The sequence below is a fragment of the Shewanella algae genome (assembly GCF_009183365.2).
Classification (GTDB): domain Bacteria; phylum Pseudomonadota; class Gammaproteobacteria; order Enterobacterales; family Shewanellaceae; genus Shewanella; species Shewanella algae.
Map to the genome: position 1 here is coordinate 1,805,631 of NZ_CP068230.1, position 19,244 is coordinate 1,824,874.

General features: G+C 54.7%; 15 protein-coding genes. 11 read left to right on the forward strand and 4 right to left on the reverse strand.

What is annotated here, in order from left to right; all coding sequences use genetic code 11:
* Positions 1-80 precede the first annotated feature (80 nt).
* The 6 genes from E1N14_RS08025 to E1N14_RS08050 all read left to right on the forward strand — a co-directional run bounded on the left by E1N14_RS08025 (position 81) and on the right by E1N14_RS08050 (position 8,618).
* Positions 81-971 (forward strand): ABC transporter ATP-binding protein, encoded by an 891-nt coding sequence (locus tag E1N14_RS08025; RefSeq protein ID WP_025009825.1) that lies wholly within the window; start codon positions 81-83, stop codon positions 969-971.
* Between the two features lie 10 nt (positions 972-981).
* Positions 982-4,539 (forward strand): ABC transporter permease/M1 family aminopeptidase, encoded by a 3,558-nt coding sequence (locus E1N14_RS08030; RefSeq protein ID WP_025009826.1) that lies wholly within the window; start codon positions 982-984, stop codon positions 4,537-4,539.
* Positions 4,540-4,807: 268 nt separating this feature from the next.
* On the forward strand, positions 4,808-5,113 hold the full coding sequence (locus E1N14_RS08035; protein WP_025009827.1) for a hypothetical protein: 306 nt from the start codon (positions 4,808-4,810) through the stop codon (positions 5,111-5,113).
* A gap of 232 nt (positions 5,114-5,345) precedes the next feature.
* Positions 5,346-7,067 carry a phospho-sugar mutase gene (locus E1N14_RS08040; protein ID WP_062793644.1) on the forward strand — a complete coding sequence of 574 codons (1,722 nt, stop codon included), beginning with the start codon at positions 5,346-5,348 and terminating at the stop codon, positions 7,065-7,067.
* Between the two features lie 231 nt (positions 7,068-7,298).
* A complete protein-coding gene (locus E1N14_RS08045) occupies positions 7,299-7,682 on the forward strand; it encodes a VOC family protein (RefSeq protein ID WP_025009828.1) in 384 nt (127 codons plus the stop codon).
* A 228-nt stretch (positions 7,683-7,910) separates the two neighbouring features.
* On the forward strand, positions 7,911-8,618 hold the full coding sequence (locus E1N14_RS08050; protein ID WP_028780314.1) for a helix-turn-helix transcriptional regulator: 708 nt from the start codon (positions 7,911-7,913) through the stop codon (positions 8,616-8,618).
* 71 nt (positions 8,619-8,689) lie between these two features.
* Here the strand turns inward: E1N14_RS08050 and E1N14_RS08055 are convergent, their stop codons facing one another.
* From E1N14_RS08055 to E1N14_RS08070, 4 genes are all read right to left on the reverse strand, one after another.
* Positions 8,690-9,253 carry a hypothetical protein gene (locus E1N14_RS08055; RefSeq protein ID WP_156481385.1) on the reverse strand — a complete coding sequence of 188 codons (564 nt, stop codon included), beginning with the start codon at positions 9,251-9,253 and terminating at the stop codon, positions 8,690-8,692.
* The gene (locus E1N14_RS08060; RefSeq protein WP_025009830.1) at positions 9,204-9,749 is read right to left on the reverse strand and encodes a GNAT family N-acetyltransferase; all 546 of its coding nucleotides are present in this window, start codon (positions 9,747-9,749) and stop codon (positions 9,204-9,206) included. Before E1N14_RS08060 ends, E1N14_RS08055 begins: the two co-directional genes overlap by 50 nt.
* Before the next feature lie 11 nt (positions 9,750-9,760).
* A complete protein-coding gene (locus tag E1N14_RS08065; RefSeq protein ID WP_025009831.1) occupies positions 9,761-10,066 on the reverse strand; it encodes an NIPSNAP family protein in 306 nt (101 codons plus the stop codon).
* Between the two features lie 324 nt (positions 10,067-10,390).
* Complete coding sequence (locus E1N14_RS08070) at positions 10,391-13,234, reverse strand: TonB-dependent receptor (protein WP_025009832.1); 2,844 nt, start codon at positions 13,232-13,234, stop codon at positions 10,391-10,393.
* Positions 13,235-13,571: 337 nt separating this feature from the next.
* On the opposite strand from E1N14_RS08070, the gene agaR reads away from it, so the two are divergent.
* Genes agaR through E1N14_RS08095 form a run of 5 tightly spaced genes read left to right on the forward strand, consistent with a single transcriptional unit; the run spans position 13,572 to position 19,242 of the window.
* On the forward strand, positions 13,572-14,354 hold the full coding sequence (gene agaR, locus E1N14_RS08075) for a transcriptional repressor AgaR (protein ID WP_025009833.1): 783 nt from the start codon (positions 13,572-13,574) through the stop codon (positions 14,352-14,354).
* A gap of 14 nt (positions 14,355-14,368) precedes the next feature.
* Positions 14,369-15,739 (forward strand): Gfo/Idh/MocA family protein, encoded by a 1,371-nt coding sequence (locus E1N14_RS08080; RefSeq protein WP_025009834.1) that lies wholly within the window; start codon positions 14,369-14,371, stop codon positions 15,737-15,739.
* Between the two features lie 7 nt (positions 15,740-15,746).
* Complete coding sequence (locus E1N14_RS08085; RefSeq protein WP_062793643.1) at positions 15,747-17,021, forward strand: class II D-tagatose-bisphosphate aldolase, non-catalytic subunit; 1,275 nt, start codon at positions 15,747-15,749, stop codon at positions 17,019-17,021.
* A gap of 4 nt (positions 17,022-17,025) precedes the next feature.
* Complete coding sequence (locus tag E1N14_RS08090) at positions 17,026-18,231, forward strand: SIS domain-containing protein (RefSeq protein ID WP_082813116.1); 1,206 nt, start codon at positions 17,026-17,028, stop codon at positions 18,229-18,231.
* 3 nt (positions 18,232-18,234) lie between these two features.
* Positions 18,235-19,242, forward strand: a complete 1,008-nt coding sequence (locus E1N14_RS08095; RefSeq protein ID WP_082813115.1) for an ROK family protein — start codon at positions 18,235-18,237, stop codon at positions 19,240-19,242.
* Positions 19,243-19,244: the final 2 nt, after the last annotated feature.

The following is a 19,244-nucleotide window of genomic DNA, read 5'->3' on the forward strand; positions in this document are numbered from 1 at the left end:
CTTTGTTACAAATTTTGCAAGTTGTAATGTTTAAATCATGCTAGCTTGGTATTCATTTATCTCTCCGGCATGAGGAAACTATGCTCAGTATCGAAGCCCTAAGCAAGACCTATGACAACGGTGTTAAGGCACTGGATAATGTAAATCTACAGGTAGACAAAGGGATGTTTGGTCTGCTCGGCCCCAACGGTGCAGGCAAATCCTCTTTGATGCGCACCATAGCCGCATTGCAAAGTGCCGATAGCGGCAGCATTAGTTTCGACGGCATAGACATTCTCAAACAGCCGCAAAAATTGCGTCAGACCCTGGGGTATCTGCCGCAGGATTTTAACGTTTACCCCAGGATCAGCGCCTGGGACTTGCTCGATCACCTGGCTATTCTCAAAGGGATCAACAACAAGGGTGAGCGGCGTGAGATGGTGGATGGCTTACTGGCACACACCAACCTTTATCAACACAAGAACAAGGCGGTCAGCGGTTTTTCCGGCGGTATGCGTCAACGTTTCGGGATTGCGCAGGCGCTGCTTGGCGACCCTAAGCTGTTGATTGTCGACGAACCCACCGCCGGCTTGGATCCTGAGGAGCGCAACCGTTTCCACAACTTGTTGGTGAGCCTGGGGGAAGAGAAGGTGATTATCCTCTCGACCCATATAGTGGAAGATGTCTCGGAGCTTTGCGCCAATATGGCGGTGCTCGCCGGTGGTCAGATCCTGCTGCAGGGCAATCCCATGGAGTTGGTGGCCTCTTTGGAGCAAAAAATTTGGACTCGCACCGTCAGCCAGGCCGAAGCCACTGAGCTTGAACAACAGCTCAATGTGATTGCCAAACGCCTGTTTGCCGGGCGCACTGTGCTGCATGTCTGGGCCGATTCGGCGCCGGAAGGTTTTACTCAGGCAACGCCGGGGTTGGAAGATCTTTATTTCAGCACCCTGCATCGCCACCGCAACAGCAAGCCGGTTCAGGCTGCCTGAGGAACTGCCCATGTTTGTTTCCATGTTACGCTTTGAATGGCGCTACTATCTGCGGCAGCCATCTTTTTATGTTGTTTCTTTGCTGTTGTTTTTAATCAGCTTTCTATCCATTGTATCCAACAATGTGCAGATAGGTGGTGGCGGTGAGGTGCTGAAGAACAGCCCTTTCAGCATTGCCCAGACCCTGCTGATCATGAGCTTTATCTCCATGTTTGCCGTGGTCAACTTTGTCGGTAGTACAGCGGTGCGCAACCAGCAGCACGGGATGGAGGAACTGATCTATTCCAAACCGCTGACTCCGCTGGCCTATCAGTTGGGGCGTTTTTTCGGCAGTTATCTGGTGGTCATGGCGGTGTTTTCCATGGTGCCGCTGGCGATGTGGCTCGGCTCATTTATGCCTTGGGTCGATGCCAGCCGTTTCGGTGAAAATCGGCTCAGCTATTATCTGCTGCCCTTGCTGCTGTTGGCCGCGCCGAGCCTGCTGCTGATATCGGCGCTGTTTTATGCCATGGCCAGCCGTTTTCGCTCCATGATGGGTTTGTATCTGACAGCCGTAGCACTGCTTATCATCTACAACCTCACCGGCGAACTGGCCAGTCAGCCGCAGTTTCGCACGCTGGCGGCCATGTTGGATCCCTTTGCACTGCGCACCTTTGCCGACGTTACCCGTTACTGGACCATAGCCGAGAAAAACACCCAGTTGGTGGAGCTGACCGGTGTTATGCTCAGCAACCGCGCCATGTGGCTTTCTCTGGCGGTCATCTTGCTGCTTGTAGCCAAGGTCTGGCGCCAACCAACACTTACTCGCAAGAAGGACAAACGCGCCGGCAAGCAGTCTGCAACCCCGGCATTGCAGCCCTTGCAGCAACTGAGCCGCGCAAGCTCGCCATCGACTTCGGCACAGTTCAAGGCCCGAGTCGGCTTTGAAATCCGCCAGGTGCTCTACACAGCACCATTTGTGATTTTGGGACTGCTCACCGTCTTTAACCTGGTCGGGCCCATGTTCGGTGATTTTGGTTGGTATGGTACCTCCAACTGGCCGCTGACCCAGGACATGGTCGATAATATTGCCGGGGCCACCGGCTTGCTGATGGTGATAGTACTCATCTACTACAGCGCCGAGATTGTCTGGCGTGAGCGCAACTCCGGAATGGGGGACATAGTCGACAGTCTGCCGGTGCCGAATCTGGTGTTCTGGACCTCCAAACTGGTGGCTGTGGTGTTGGTGATGGCGCTGCTGTACCTGTTGGCGACCCTGACCACAATTACTTTCCAACTGATCAAGGGGCAGTACAATCTCGAACTGGCTCAATACGCCATCAGGTTGGGCTTCTACTATCTGTTGCCACTGCTGATGTCGGCGGTTCTGGCGTTCTTCTTTCAGGTGCTCAGCCCGAACAAGTATGCCGGTATGGGGCTGTTTGTTGCCTACTACCTGACAACCTTTGTGATGGCAAGTTGGGGATTCGGCCATTCGCTGTACAACTTCGGCGCTTCTCCTTATCTGGCCTATTCGGATATGAACGGTTACGGCTGGGGACTCTTGAGCCACAGCCTGTATATGCTCTATTGGGGCGGTTTCTCACTGCTGCTGTTTGTGCTGGGTTATGGCCTCTATCACAGGGGGCCGAAACAGTCTCTGAAACACAGGTTTGCCCTGCTTGGCGGTCAGCTGGGGGCCAAGGGACGCTTGCTGGCGGCCTTTGGGGTACTGCTGTTTGTTGCCAGCGGCAGCTATCTCTTCTACCAGACCAAGGTGGTCAATCATTACTATACCAATGATGAGGAAACCGACCTGCGCGCCGACTATGAGAAGAAATTCAAGCAGTACGCGTCTTTGCCCGTGCTGACCACCACTGCGGTCAAGGCCGACATTGATATCTATCCCGAGTCACGGCGAATCGAGGCAGATATCAAGCTTGATTGGGTCAACAAACAGGACAAGCCGATAAGCAAATTGCTGGTCAGTCTACCGTCCCACACCCGCGCGGAAGATCTCAGCATCACCTTGCCGGGGGCGACTCTGGGCGAGTTTGACGATAAATTCAATGTCAGTTGGCTGGTGTTTGACAAGCCGTTGCCGCCGGGGGAGAAAATCAGCGGCCGCATTCATTTGATTCGGGAAACCCAAGGGGTTGAAGAGTCCAACTTCGATCTGTCTGTGGTCGAAAACGGCACCTTTATCAATAATATCGAGCTGCTGCCTCAGTTTGGGTATCAGGAAGGCTATGAACTCAGCGATCGCCACGAGCGTGAGAAACGTGGTCTTGAAGACAAACCAAGAGCCAATAAGCTGGAAGACACGCGCTTTTATCGGCAGAACTTCTTTGGCGTAGACGGCGACTTTATCGACTTTGAAGCCACGGTTTCCACCTCAGGCCAGCAGATGGCACTGGTGCCCGGATACCTGCAGCGGCAATGGCGTGAAAACGGTCGCAACTTCTTCCATTACAAGATGGATAGCCCCATGGTTAACTTCTATTCGATCCTCTCCGGACGTTTCGAAGTGGACCGGCAGCAGTACAAGGGCATAGTGATCGAGGTGTACTACCATTCGGCCCACTATTGGAACGTGGAGCGAATGATAGAGTCGGTGAAAGACTCTATCGACTATTACACCCAGGCTTTTGGTCCCTATCAACACAAGCAACTGCGTATAGTAGAGTTTCCCGGTTATCGCTCCTTTGCCCAGAGTTTTGCCAACACTGTGCCTTACTCTGAGCGTATCGGCTTTATCACCGACCTGCGCAACTCGGACAATATTGACCCCGTCTATTATGTGACGGCCCACGAAGTGGCACACCAGTGGTGGGGGCATCAGGTTGGCGCTGCCGATGTACAGGGCAGTGCGGTTATCTCCGAGAGCCTGTCGCAATACTCGGCGCTGATGGTGATGGAGCACAAGTATGGCCCACAGATGCTGCGCCGATTCCTCAAGTATGAGCTTGACCGCTACCTGCGAGGTCGCTCATCGGAAAGCAAGGGCGAGCAACCGCTACTGCGCAGTGAAGGGCAGGGCTATATCCATTATCAGAAGGGCTCGGTGATCATGATGGGGATCCGTGACCGCCTGGGTGAAGAACGGCTCAATGCCAATTTGAAGGCATTCCTTGAGCGCTACAAGTTCCGCGGCGATCCTTTCCCGACCACTCTGGACCTGCTCAGCTATCTAAAGCGGGATACGGACGGCGCCGAGGCGCGTTTCATTGAGGACTCCTTCTCTGAAATTAGCCTCTATGACCTGCGTCTGACCGAGGCCAAGGTAACCGAAACGCCGGAAGGCCAGTTTAGAGTCAGTCTGGATATCTATGCCCAACGCCGGGTCGCTTCAGAGAAGGGCGCTGAGCAGGAAGTACCGCTGGACGAGTGGATTGATATAGGCGCCTTCAAGGTCAACCCGGACAAGCTCAAACAGGATGATCAGGTGTTGTCGCTGCACAAATATCGGCTCAAGAGCGGAGAGAATCATCTCGAACTGGTACTGAGCGAAAAACCTGCCTATGTCGGGGTTGATCCCTTCATCAAGTTGGTGGACCGGGACTCGGAAGATAATATTTTCAAGCTCTGATCCTTTAACGGCCTACTTGGCTATTTGACAAAACGCCCCGCAAACCTGATTGCGGGGCGTTTTTACATTTATGAACTCAGCGACTGTCTCAGGCGGGTTGCCATTCATCACCCCGGCACTCCGGGCTCGACTATAGTTTATGGATATGGCCAGTCGATTACCGCCTAACCTGACTCGCCATAGAATCACTATGCTATCGCCAATCCGGTTGGTACTCGAACGGCTGACAGCGCTTTGAGTGACTCAAACTTCTATAAGGAATGGGATTATGTCTATGGTCAGTGCCAAAGAGTTTGCCGACTGGCTTTATAAGCGTTTCGAGCAGGTAGAGCATGGGGTCAGCATGAGCCGTGAGGATATCAACCAGCTTACCGGCAGGCAGAATTTCTCCATGGTGTTTGTCCATGATATCCACTATGAATTGATGCAGCACGGCATGGCATTTGTGACAGATACCTCCCGGGAACAGTTCTTCCTGGTGCGTGTCTGTCCCATGCCCTGGCGGCAACAACTGGAGCAGCAATTTGACAAGGAGATCTTCAATAACGTTATCTCCATCAATATGTCCCGCTGAAATAGTTGCACCTATCTGTTTGTAAGTCACAGGTGTTATAAAAGCCGGGAGCCCGCTCTACAAGAGTTCTCATTGCCGCTGCATACTAGCCATACTGATGGCAAAGGGCTGACTTAAGTAGGAGGGCCTACTTTAAAGTCCGAACAAAATCATAAAATTAATGCAAATTCACTTGTCGCGGACCTGAGTTTTTCTTACTTTGGAATGAAACTGATTGTCAAAGAGGCCACCTATGAATACTCATCTGGAGCTGCAACTGAAACATTGGCTGGACATAGATCCCGACCCTAAAACCCGGGATGAGCTGTTGAGTCTTAAAGCCGAAGGTAATGAAACTGAATTGGCCGCCCGCTTTGCCGGCCGTTTGGCCTTCGGCACCGCCGGTCTCAGGGGCGTGGTCGGCGCCGGTCCAATGCGGATGAACCGTTTGGTTATCCGCCAAACCACAGCGGGCCTGGGGCAGTATCTGCTCGCCCAGGTTAAAGATGCCGCCAGCCGCGGTGTGGTGATAGGTTTCGATGGCCGCCATGATTCACGTACCTTCGCCCATGATGCCGCCAGCGTGTTGACCGCCATGGGGATTAAGGTGCGACTCACCGCCAAAGTGGCCGCCACGCCGCTGGTAGCCTTTGGGGTGAAACACTTTGAAGCTGCCGCCGGCATCGTAGTGACCGCCAGCCATAACCCGCCGCAATACAATGGCTACAAGGTCTATTGGGGTAACGGCGCGCAGATCATTCCGCCACATGACTCAGGTATTGCTGCCTGCATAGATAAGGCTGCCAACGAAGAGCTGCCTTGGCTGGAGCAGAGTGAAGCCACCAAGCAGGGCAAACTTATCTGGCTGCAGGATGATTTCTATCAGGACTATCGCCGCGGTGTGTTCCATGCCGATGTCTTGCAGCACAAAACGGCGCCCGAAAGGGTGAGCCTGGCCTATACCGCCATGCATGGTGTTGGCGCAGAAATGGCCAAGACAGTGCTCAAGGATGCCGGTTTTACTCAGGTTTATTCTGTCGCTGCCCAGGAAAAACCGGACGGTGACTTCCCAACGGTTAAGTTCCCCAACCCGGAAGAGAAGGGCGCCATGGATCTGGTGATCGCCGAGGCCAAGCAGCATCAGGCGCTGCTGGCCTGTGCCAACGATCCGGATGCCGACAGGCTGGCGGTAGCAGTGCGCCGTGATGATGGTGAGTACCAAATGCTCACCGGCGATCAGGTGGGGGCCTTGCTGGGCCACTATCTATTGTCCAAGGCGCCGGCCAATCAGCGTCTACTGGGAACCACCATAGTCTCTTCAACCTTGCTCTCCAAAATCGCCAAGGCCAAGGGCGGTGAGTTTTATACCACGCTCACAGGTTTCAAGTGGCTCACCAATGTTGGTATGCAGCGCCAGAGCGACAGCAATAAATTCCTGTTCGCCTATGAAGAGGCGCTGGGCTATACAGTGGGCAGCATGGTGTGGGATAAGGACGGCCTGTCGGCGCTGGTGGCTTTTGCCCAGCTGACGGCCGAGCTGGCTGCACAGGACAAAACCATCTGGGACAGACTGGAAGAACTCTATCGCGACTATGGTTTACACCTCAATACTCAGGTGAGCATAGCGCTCAAGCCGGGGACGCCGGATATCGGGGCCCATCTGCGGGCCAATCCTCCCGAGTCCATTGCGGGCATGGCGGTATTGGTGACCGAGGATCTCAAATCGGCCGAGCGGCGTTACGCCGATGGGCGGCGGGAGATCATCGAATTACCGGCCAGTGATGTGCTGACCTTCCACCTTGAAGGCGGTGCCCGGGTGATAGTGCGGCCTTCGGGAACCGAGCCCAAGATCAAGTGTTATTACGAGGTGGTTGAGCCTATGCAGGCAAGCGACAGCCTGGCAGATGCCGAAAGCCGGGCCAGAGCCGCGCTGGATGCCTTCGTCAGCGGCCATCAGGCGTCACTGCCCAAGTAACCTACTGCCCGGAAAACCGCTGAGAAGATAGAAAAAGGCCCGCACTGCGGGCCTTTTGTCGTTTTGATCTGCTTATTCCCATGCGAATTTTATTGGTGTTTTCGCTCAGACTACTGACAACAGGTTGTCAGCAGCACCCGTGCATACTTGTTTTCGTCCTGAGAGCCAAGCTTGTCAGGACGGCGGAGGATGGTCCTCCTGCCACAACTGAATCAACATGGAGATGTGAAAATGTCAGCAGAAATCCCTTTGGTCTGGAGTGAGATCCCGGTTGCCGATATGGCTCGCGCCAAGCGTTTTTATCAAGAGGTGCTGGGGCTGCACTGCAGCGAAGACCCTATGCCTGAGTGTGAGTATGTCAGCGTCAGCCGCACCAGTGGTGATACCGCTTGCTTTGGGCTGATTAAACACCCGCAGATGGCCCCTTCAATGACGGCATCCGTGGTTTACCTCCACCTGGGTGACAAGCTGGGTACCACCATAGGTCAGCTGGAAGCACAGGGTGTGCAAATCCTCTTGCCACCCATGCCCATCAAGGAAGGTGAATGCGGCTATTGTGCCCAAATAGCCGATTCCGAAGGCAACCGACTTGGCTTGTGGGCCATGCAGTTGTAAGCTCAGCGCTGTTATCTTTATCGGGACCGACGCAATGTCGGTCTTTGCTTGAATGAATACCATAGCGCATAGGCGTTTACTCAGCCGGCAAGAATGAAAGGGTGGCCGGCTAGTAGGGCAATGCATGGTGTATAGGGATAAATCGTCATTGGTCTGTGCTGTAAGCCAGGCGTTTCAAGCCAAACTTTGGAATTCAAATCAAACATCTATAAGGAATGGTATTAAGTCATGCGCCGCGCCGACCGTTTGTTTCAGATAGTGCAGATCCTGCGCCACCGCCGTTTGACCACTGCGGCCGTATTGGCCGAGCGCCTGGAAGTCTCTGTCAGAACCATCTACCGGGATATTCAGGATCTCTGTCTCAGTGGTATCCCCATCGAAGGGGAGGCCGGGCTTGGCTATCTGCTGCGTCAGGAGGTGAGTGTCCCACCGCTGATGTTCAATGAGGCCGAACTGGAAGCGATTCAACTGGGGATCCGCATGGTGCAGACCTGGGGCGGCAATGAGCTGGGCAAGGCGGCCAAACAGGCGCTTATCAAGGTCGAAGCCGTGGTGCCTGAGCGTTTGCGGGCGCTGCAGAGTTTGATGTTCTCACCGGACTTTTATCTGGATCAGCAAGAGTTTGTTTATCTTGACCCACTGCGTATCGCCGCCAGGCTGCGCCACTTTGTGTTGCTCGACTATCAGGATGTAAAAGGCAGCGCCAGTCAGCGCAAAATAAGGCCGCTGGCTATCTACTTTTGGCGCGGCACCTGGACCTTGTTGGCCTGGTGTGAACTGAGAGACGACTTTCGCTCCTTTCGGGTCGACCGTATCGTTAATCTGTCACAGTTGCCGGAGCGTTTCCCCATTACCCCGGGCCAGGAGATGGAGGACTTTGTCCGCCGTATGGAGGATGACTATCAAAGACAGGAGCAAAGCCAGGGCGAAAGCTGATCTTACTGACGCTTGACCGACAGGGCGCCGGCGTGAAAAGCCAACTTTGAACATTCAAAATGTCAGTTCCCCTAAGACATTATTCCTTGCTCCCGCAACAGGTAAGCTATCAAATCTTTCAGGTAATCAAAGCTTTCAAAGGTTTCCCGTAAGTCGAAAAAATTCACTACCCGGTATTCGGCACTGGGGAGGTGAAACACTATGCTGTCCAGGTTGCCTTCATGGCCCAGCTGTAAAAAGTCATCCTGCTCCAGGCTGCAGTGCAATAGTTCGTCGATTGAGTTAAGGGTGACATTGTTAATTTGGATGCCATTGGCATACCTGAGCAAATCCAAATAGTCGCTGGGCAGTAAATCTGGTGGAATCGACTCCCAGACATTAAGCAACTGATCGATTTGCGCCTCTGTTGCCGGTGGATTGCAGTATAAATCGTCTTGGTACTTCTTCAGCATCCTCAGCGTATCAAGCAAACTATCCAAACTATCCAAACTATCGAGTCCTTTTATTGTTTCACTCATTTGCGCCATAGCTTCACCGGCACCAAACAGCCGATACCATTCTGCGCTGCCTGATGCAGAGCCATGGTCAGTCGCTGACCAGTCGCCCATAGAGCGCCGAATCTGAAATAACACCATTGATTTGCCAGCGCTGGCGCAGCAAACCTTCCCGGATGAAGCCGAGTTTATCCAGAGCCTTGGCCGATGCACTGTTGCCGGGATCTATCTCGGCCTCGATGCGTCTGAGTTTAAGCGTGTTGAAGCCATAGTCGATAAGGGCTTCGCCGGCCTCTTGAATATAGCCTTTGCCCCAAGCGGCTTTGCCCAGGCCAAAACCTATCTCAGCCCGTTTGGAGCCGCTGTCATAGCTGAACAACATGCATTTCCCCAGCAGCTCACAGGTATCCCGCTGGAATATGCCAAGGGTGATGCCCTCTTGCCTGGTCATGCCTTGTTTGGCGGCAGAGATAAAATCCAGCGCGTCGCTGCTATGGGTCCAGGGAGCGGTATTCCAGTATTTCATCACTTCGGGATCGGAAAATATCGCCAGCAGGGCATCGGCATCCTGCACTTGCAGCGGCCGCAGCCTGAGTCTCGAAGTCTCGAGTGTCGGGGCAAACAAGCTTGAAGGCATCTTCGTTCTCCTTAACCGAGCACTGGCCGAAAGAAGCTGCGCTCATAACTTTCAATGCAGTCGGTTTGTTCGGCAAATACCAGCGCCGCCTGACACTCAGGGTCGTCTTTGGCTCGATTGCGATAGCTTTCGTATTCTGCCAGGCTCGGGAAGGTGAACAGAGCCAGGGCGATATTACTGGCACCCTCGCTCGGCAGAAAATAACCATTATGGGTGCCGCCGAACTTTTCCACCAAGGGGATCCACATTTTGGCGTAGCGTTCAAATTCGGCCAGTTGCTTGGGTTTGATGACGTATTTGATATAGCAGGTGATCACAGTTTTCGAGTCCTTTGATTTTGGGGGAAGTGCTTGGGATTAACCGCCCGGCCAATTCCTTGAAGCCGGCCTTCTATGCCGGATGCTGAGTCGGCTGAATCGCGTCTACTTTTGTCAGCCGGGTGTTAAAAGGAGTGCTAGAGACTAACCCAGGTTTTGCTTGTTAAGCAAGTGGGTGACTTGGGAGCAACAGAGTAGCTTTTAATTAAGAATCATCGGCTTGAAGGATTAACTTGAAAGATGTCAGCCCAGGCTATATGGCGGTTTCCCGGGCCGACATGGAGTTTGGGCGGAAGGCGTTATCCTTTCACCCAAACTCTGTTTTTAGAAGCTGCCGCGAATACCCACGGCTATCTGGGTACCGAAGCGTTCCAGATAATTCACCTGATCTTCGCGCTTGATGTAACCGGAGTAGCGGTTGTTGGTCAGGTTGGAGGCTTCACTGAACAGGGTCAAGTTGTCTGTGATGTCGTAGCTGATGCTGGCATCCAACTGGCCGTAGTCGTCTATCCAGGCCGGGCCGCCCCAGGCATCCGGATCCACCAGGAACTTGCTGCGCCAGTTATAGGCAAGGCGCGCCTGCAAACCATACTGCTCATAGTAGAGCACGGCATTGTAGGAGTTCTCGGACATCCCCTTGAAGGGCAGATCCTTGGCTTTCAGCTCAGGATCGTCATAACTGCTGTCCACATAGGTGTAGTTAAGCTGCCAGCCAAAGCCGTTGAACGGCTCAGGCAACCACTGTTCGAGGGATTGTTGCCAGGCAATTTCAAAGCCCTGCACTTTGGCACCGTACTGTCCGGAAACCGGCTGGCTTACCAGGTAACGGTTGCCATCGACCTCCATGGGGGTCTTTTCATCAGAGATAAAGGAGTCGATATCCTTGATGAACAGGGCGCCGCTCAGTGAACTGCTGTCGCCGTAATACCACTCCAGCGCCAGATCCGCCTGTTTGGCTTGCTCGGGTTCAACCCCGGGATTACCGCGCACCAGAGTTGGTAAGCCCTGCTCCTGACTGGTGAAGTTGGGCGCGGCCCAGACTCTGAGCGAGTAGAGTGACGGGCGGCTCAATACTTCGGCGGCCGAGATGCGCAGCAGCAGATCGTCCTGCAGGTTCAGCTTGAAGTTGAGGCTTGGCAATATGTTGGTATAGCTGTCGCTGTAGTTTACCGGGCTGACAGTGCGCCAGTCATCGTTGAGCGGCTGACCGGCATCATCCAGCACTACCTTGCTCAAGTCATAGCCAAAGCCTTCGGAATCGACTTGGGTGCGACTGGCCCTGACCCCCAGATTGAGCATATAGGGCAGATCGAACAGCAGCTCTTCAATCGTTATCTGCACATAGGCCGAGGTCACAGCCTCGCTTACCTCATAAGTACCGGCCTGATTGGCACTGGCTACTATGGCCTCATTGGCGGCATCGCTGTTGATGGAGCGGTAGTATTCCAGTAACTTGTCATAGTCAAAGCTGGGCCAGGGATCCGGTGAGATGCTGTTTTCGCCGTCGAGGAAGTTATCGAAGTTGGCGGGCACAAACACATTGCCCGGAATTTGGAACAGCTCAAACTCGCCTTGAGTGAAGACTCCCGAGCCGTCAAAAGCATAACCGTCGCGGGTTAGATAGTAGCCGCCGCGACTGAATTGGCTGGGGTTTTTCGATCTGAACTCATTCTGGCTCTTGACCTGTTTGACATAGTTTATCCCGGCATCCAGCTTGCTGATAAAGCCGCTTTCCGGCAAATACTGGGTCATCAGCTTAAGATCCGTTACCTTGTCATCCACGCCTGTGCCACTGTTTAGGCTGTAGTGGGCACCATAGGTCTGCTCGCTGGTGAGTCCCGGGCCTATCACCACATCCGGCAGCATCTGACCATTGGTGTAGTCGATATCTATGCTGTCGACAAAGCCGCGGGCGACGATGAAGCGATTGTCGCCCTTGTTCTTGTTTTTGGCGGCCGAGTAGGCAAGATCGGCGGTGACCGACCAATTGGGGGTGATAAACAGCGCCGTATTCAGTGCCAGTTGGTAGGTGTCTGTCTTGCGCGGTGTGCTCAGGTTAAGCAGCTCCACCATAGTGTTGTCGCCCTGCTGGCGCATGGAAACCACTCGCCCCAGCTCATCGAACTGCGCACCGCTGAACAGCGGGGTACCCGGTGTCCACTCCTCGTCATAGTTGACAAACCCTATCTGGTATTTGTGTCCATCGGTATTGTAGCGAGAGTAGAGGGCATCGAAATTGACATCCAGATTATCCAGAGGCCGCCATTGCAGCGCCAGGGTGCCACCGATGCGTTCGCGTACGTCCTGGGCGTTGGCATAGTACATGTAGCTTGGTATTTTGGAGGCGTAGATTTCGCCTTCATCAATCACACCATTGCCGTTGGTGTCTACCGGCACCCCGGCGCTGTCGACACCCCAGCCTTCCTCTTCATCGAAAAAACCATCGGCGGAATAGGTGTCGGCCCTGAGGGTTTTCTTGGAGTAAACGGCGGAAAACAGAGCGCCGAAACTGTCGTCATCGGACTTGTCGCCTATGATGAGAGATGCGTGCGGATGCAGGTCTTCGGTGCGCGACTCATAGATACCCTTGGCCGAGGCCTGCAGGGTAAAACCGTCCAAATCCAAAGGCTTGCGGGTCTGAATATCCACAATTGCCCCTATGCCTCCCTCGGTGAGCCGTGCTTCGGGAGACTTGTAAACCGCCAGCACATTGACCAGCTCCGAGGCTATGGTGTCAAAGTTGAAGTCCCGCCCGGCGTTGTCCGACGCCAGCTTGCGGCCATTGAGGGTGGTGATGTTGTAGCCGTCCCCCAGGCCGCGGATCAGTATGTTCTGTCCCTCGCCGCCGTTGCGGGTAATGGTCACCCCGGGAATACGTTGCAGTGCTTCGGCCAGGTTTTCATCCGGAAACTTGCCTATGTCATCGGCCACCACAAGATCCACCACTGCGGTGGCATTCTGTTTCAGAAACAGCGACTCCTTAATGGCTGAGCGGATACCCGTTACCTGGATCCTTTCCAGCTCAGCATCCTGCTGTTGAGCTGAGTTTTGTTGTGTTTGAGCCTTGTTTTCCTTGTCGGACTCGTCATTGGCCGTAACCGGCTGTGTTGCCAGCGCACTGGCAACTGCCAGGGCAATTAGGGCAGGTTGGGTGGCTAAGAGCTTCATGGGTTCCCCGCTGTTTGTTTTTATCAGGCTTAATGCCTTTCGCTTTTGTTGTTTTTCGAAAGCATTAGAAACAGCGAAATACTTTCGATTGCTTATTTATAGCGTTAAAAACTCTGGGTGATCAATAAAAAAATGTAAAATGTCTTTTAATTGTTTTCGGTTTGGTGCATAGTTTAGCTAGTTGAAAGTGAAAGTTTGTTGTTGGTTTTGGCTTAAGTCGTTGTGGTATAAGAATTGTTGTTATGATTTGACGACGTTGCTAGTAGATTGAAAGCTTTCGAAAGCCAGTGCAGGTTCACCTGCTCCAGAGCGCAACAAACAAAACAGGAAGAGTGCAGTGAATAATCTCAACACTATTGAGAGGCAGCAGGAGATAGTCCGGCTGACCCAGCAACAGGGAAAGGTGTCGGTCACCGAGCTGGCAAATCGCTTCGGGGTCTCGGAAGTCACCATACGCTCGGATCTGGCGGTATTGGATCAAAAGCAATTGTTGGTGCGCTCCCGCGGCGGCGCCATGGTCAACTCCGACCTTATTCGTGAACTGTCACTGAAAGAGAAGGGCCACTGCTATTCGGCACTGAAGCAGGAGCTGGGCAAGGTGGCGGCCTCTTTGGTTAATGATGGCGACCGCCTGTTGCTGGACTCGGGCACCACTACCCAGCAAGTCGCGGCCAACCTCCTTGAACATCAAGATCTTATTGTGATGACCAACGGCCTTAACATAGCCACTGAGCTGGCGCGTTCCGACGACGTTGAGGTGATGCTCACCGGCGGCTTGCTGCGTAAGAAGTCGATGTCTTTCTATGGTTCTATCGCCGAGAAGAGCCTCAGGGATTACAACTTCAACAAGCTGATCCTCGGGGTGGATGGTTTTGATCTCAAGGCAGGTCTCACCACCCATTTTGAGAAGGAAGCCAGTCTCAACCGCATGATGTGTGAGATTGCCAGCGAGATAATAGTGGTTACCGATTCATCTAAATTCGACCAACAGGCGTTTCATGTAATTTGTGCCAGTCGGCAGATCCAGCAACTGGTGACCGACAGCGGCATTCCCGAGCGCTATGTGGAAGAACTCACCAAGCAAGGGGTGCAGCTGCACCTGATAGATAAAAACAAATAACAAGGGGAGAAGTTATGTCTGGTTTTGATCGTCGTTCCTTTTTGAAAGCTTCGGTGGCCACAGCTGCTGCCTCGGCGCTGGCTGGCTGCGCCGCCAATGCCGGTTCATCTGCACTGGCACCCAAGTCCAGTGGCCGCTCTGTCATGGGGCTGGTGGTTCCGAAAATGGCCGAAGTGCGGGTGGGGCTAATCGGCGTCGGTGAGCGAGGTGTTGGGTTTATTCACCATTTCAACAACATAGAAGGTGCCAGGGTAACAGCTATCTGCGATACCGATCCCCTGGTCATAGAACGTGCCAAGAAGGTAATGAGTGACGCAGGCTTGGCCCAGCCCGGTTATTATTCCCAGGGCAAACACGCCTATCGTGAATTGTTGGCACGCCAGGATGTGGACATAGTGGTCATTGCCACACCTTGGGAATGGCACCACCCCATGGCCAAAGAGGCTATGCTGGCCGGCAAACACGCCTTTGTTGAAGTGCCTATGGGGATCACCATGGAGCAGCTCTGGGATCTGGTGGACACAGCCGAGCAAACCCAGCGCAACTGCATGATGATGGAAAACGTCTGCTACGGTCGCGACGAGCTGATGGTGCTCAACATGGTACGCCAGGGGCTGTTCGGTGAACTGCTGCACGGTGAGGCCGCTTATATTCACGAGCTGCGCTGGCAGATGAAGGAGATAGATCGCAAGACGGGCTCCTGGCGCACCAAGTATCACGCCTTGATTGACGGTAACCTGTATCCTACCCATGGTTTGGGGCCTGTGTCCCAGTACATGAATATCAACCGCGGGGACAGGTTCGACTATCTCACTTCCATGAGCTCTCCGTCGCTTGGGCGCGCAGCCTATGCCAAGCGTGAATTCCCCGCCGACCATGCCCGCAACAAGCTCAACTATATCTGCGGCGATATCAATACCAGTCTTATTAAGACGGTTAAAGGCCGAACCATCATGGTGCAACACGACACCACAACGCCGCGTCCTTACAGCCGCCATAACCTGATTCAGGGCACCAATGGGATGTTTGCCGGTTTCCCCAACCGCATAGCACTGGAGCAGGGCGGCAGTGGCAGCTTCCACCATTGGGACCAGGATATGACCCAGTGGTATGCCAAGTATGACCATCCGCTGTGGTTGCAGATGGGCGAGGCGGCCGAAAAGAACGGCGGTCATGGCGGCATGGACTTTTTAATGTGCTGGCGGATGATCTACTGCCTGCGTAACGGCGAGCCGCTGGATCAGGATGTGTATGACGGTGCGGCCTGGTCGGCGGTGCAGCCTCTGTCGGCGGCTTCAGTGGCCGATCGCGGTAACTCCAAGGATTTCCCCGACTTTACCCGTGGCGTGTGGCAGAGCGCCAAACCGCTTGGCATTGTAGGTTGAGGTAAGCATGTCTGCACTCAAATCCATTATTGAGGCCAACAAGGCCGGGCAGCAGGCGGGGATTTATTCCGTCTGTTCGGCCCAGCCGCTGGTACTGCGCGCCGCTCTGCGTCATGCGGCGCGGCAACGGGCGCCCTTGCTGATTGAGGCTACGGCCAACCAGGTCAATCAGCACGGCGGCTACACCGGCATGACCCCCGCCGATTTTATCGCCTTTGTGAAGAGCCTGGCCCAAAGTGAAGGTGTTGCCGAAGCGCAGTTGCTGTTCGGCGGCGATCACCTGGGGCCGGTGGCCTGGAAACACCTGACTGCCGAGCAGGCGATGGCCGAGGCCGAAGCCATGGTGCGGGCCTATGTCGAGGCGGGATTTTGTAAAATTCATCTGGATGCCAGCATGGCTTGTCATCAGGAACAAACGCCCCTTGCCGATGAGGTGATTGCCGCGCGCGCCGCCAGACTGTGCCGCGCCGCAGAAGCGGCCAAGGCGCCGGGGCAACAGCTTTGTTATGTGATAGGCACTGAAGTACCCGCTCCCGGTGGTGTCAGTTCGCTGGAGGAGGGGCTGCAGGTCACCCCGGTCGCGGCGATGAAACACACCATTAGCGCCCACAAACAGGCCTTTGCCGCCAAAGGGCTTGGGGAGGAGGTTTGGCAGCGGGTGATTGCGCTGGTGGTGCAGCCGGGGGTGGAGTTCGGCAATGCCGGGGTACATCAGTATGATGATACGCTCACCAAGGAGCAGAGCCGCTTTATTCGCGAGCAGCCCAACCTGGTGTTTGAAGCCCACTCCACAGATTATCAACTGCCGGAGCATTACGCCCAGTTGGTGGCCGGCCATTTTGCCATTCTCAAGGTGGGGCCGCAGTTGACTTTTGCCCTGCGCGAGGGGCTGTTTGCCCTGGATCATATAGAGGCCTTGCTGGTGCCGGCGGCGAAACGCTCAGGGCTTAGAGCACTGTGTGAGCAGAAGATGCTGTCTGAGCCCAAATACTGGCAGTCGTTCTATACAGATCCTGCGCTGCGGGATTGGCAACTGGGATTTAGTTACAGTGACAGGATCCGCTACTATTGGCCCGAATTGTCACTGACCATAGACAAGCTTCTGGCCAATCTGGCAAACCCCATTCCCGAGCCTCTTATCAGCCAATATCTGCCGCTGGCCTATCCGGCCGTGGTCAGAGGCGAGCTGCCTGCCACGGCGATTGAGCTGGTACTCCATCATATCGGCCTGGTGCTTAACCGTTATGCCAGCGCCTGTCAGCCTGCTGCCATCGAAGGATAAATCAATGCAAGTCAGTGACCTATCAAAGACCCACTTGTATCCAAAATCTGCCGCCAACCCGCTTTGGCAAGCGCCGGAGAGTGGCAAATGGACGGCGACCGAGATAGCCCAGCAGCCGACTCTCTGGCGCGAATTACAGGCCGATTTCAAACACAGGGAAGCGCAGCTCAGCGCTTTTCTCAATCCCTTGCTGGCCAAGGACAATCTGCGGATTATTCTCACCGGCGCGGGTACTTCGGCTTATATCGGCGAGGCGTTGGCAGCCTCTTTACAGCGGCAACTCAGATTGCCGGGCCAGAGGGTGGAAGCCTTGTCCAGCACGGATATTGTTTCTCACCCCAGGCTGCATCTCAACCCATTGCAGCCGACTCTGATAGTCTCCTATGGCCGCTCTGGAAACAGCCCTGAATCCCTGGCTGTGATGGCGTTGGCCGATGAGTTGCTGACAGATGTCAGTCATCTGCTGCTGACCTGTAACCCTGAGGGAGCCTTGGCCAGCTATGCGGCCGAACACAGTCACAAGGCTTGTTTGTGGTTGATGCCCCAAGACAGCCACGACCGCAGCTTTGCCATGACCAGCAGCTTCAGTTGTATGTATCTGGCGACCCTGCTGTTGTTTGCCGAGGAAGACAAATCGCTATCCAGGGTGCTGACACTGACGGAGCAACTGCTCGAAACCCGGCTCGACGGGGTGCAGCAAACAGCGGGCCATTGCTGCAAGCGGATAGTGTTTCTCGGCGCTGGGCCACTCAAGGCGGCGGCTCAGGAGGCGGCGCTCAAGTACCTTGAACTGACGGCCGGTATAGTGATCAGCAGTTTTGAGAGTCCGCTGGGGTTTCGTCACGGCCCCAAGTCACTGGTGAATGAAGATACCCAGATAGTGCTGCTCGGCAGCTCTGAGCCCTATGCCAGAGCCTATGATCTGGATCTTCTGGCAGAGCTGCGCGCCGATAAGCGGGCGCTGGATATCTGTTATCTGAGTGAAGAGGCTCTGGCCCAAGATGGTCAGGCCAGTCTGGAAGAGGCTTGGTTGACACTGCCCTTTATTGTTTACTGTCAGCTACTTGCATTTTACAAGGCGTTGGAGCTTGGGGTGTCACCGGATAATCCCTGTCCCAGTGGCCAGGTCAATAGAGTGGTGCAGGGGGTGAAGCTGCATTCGCTTGCGGTTTATACTCGGCCCGGCAGCCTGGATAACACAGAGGATTGAGCCATGTACTACGGTGTGGATATCGGTGGTACCAAGATAGAACTGGCGGTGTTCAGTCCACAATTGCGTTTGTTGGATAAATGGCGCATTGCGACTCAGGGTGACGATTATCAGAGCTTTCTGACCTCACTCGCCTTGCAGATAAGCGAGGCCGACAGGCGCTGGCCGGCCGAGTCCGGCATCCCGGGCACTGTGGGGATAGCCCTGCCCGGGGTGATCCGCGCCGATGGCACTGTGGTCTCCAGCAATGTGCCTTGCCTCAATCAGCGTAAAGTGGCCGAAGATCTGGGCGCCTTGTTGTCGCGTCCAGTGGCCCTTGGCAATGATTGCCGTTGTTTCGCCCTATCCGAAGCCTTACTGGGAGCCGGGAAAGATCATGCCAGAGTACTTGGGCTCATACTCGGTACCGGGCTTGGCGGCGGGATCTGTATCGAAGGGCGGCTTATCACCGGCGCCCACTGTCTGGCCGGCGAGTTCGGCCATCAGGGCATGGCGGCCAGCGTGCTGCTGCGCCATGGCTTGCCGCTTTATGATTGCGGCTGTGGCCTTAAAGGCTGCGCCGAAACCTATGTCTCGGGCACAGGCCTTGGTCGTATCTACCGGGAGTTTGGCGGCGAGGGTGATACATACGCTTGGCTGGCGGCGCTGCGCGCCGGTGATGCCATAGCCAAACGCAGTTTCGATGCTTATCTGGATGCCCTGGGCAGTGTGTTGGCCGGACAGATCCTCAGTCTGGATCCGGACATCTTTGTCTTCGGCGGCGGCTTGAGCGAAGTGCCGGAAATTTTGGCGGCGCTGCCGCAGGCTACCGCCAGGCATATGTTCAATGGGGTGCAGTTGCCCGAGTTTTGCGCCGCTCAATTCGGCGCCGCCAGTGGCGTTCGCGGCGCCGCCATGCTGGGAAAGGCGCTGGCGACTAGAGTGGAACAGAGCAATAGCGTGAGCGCCAACGAGCAGGTAGCGGATATGGATACCCTGTTGACCGGAGGCTGGCATGAACAGCAACACTGACA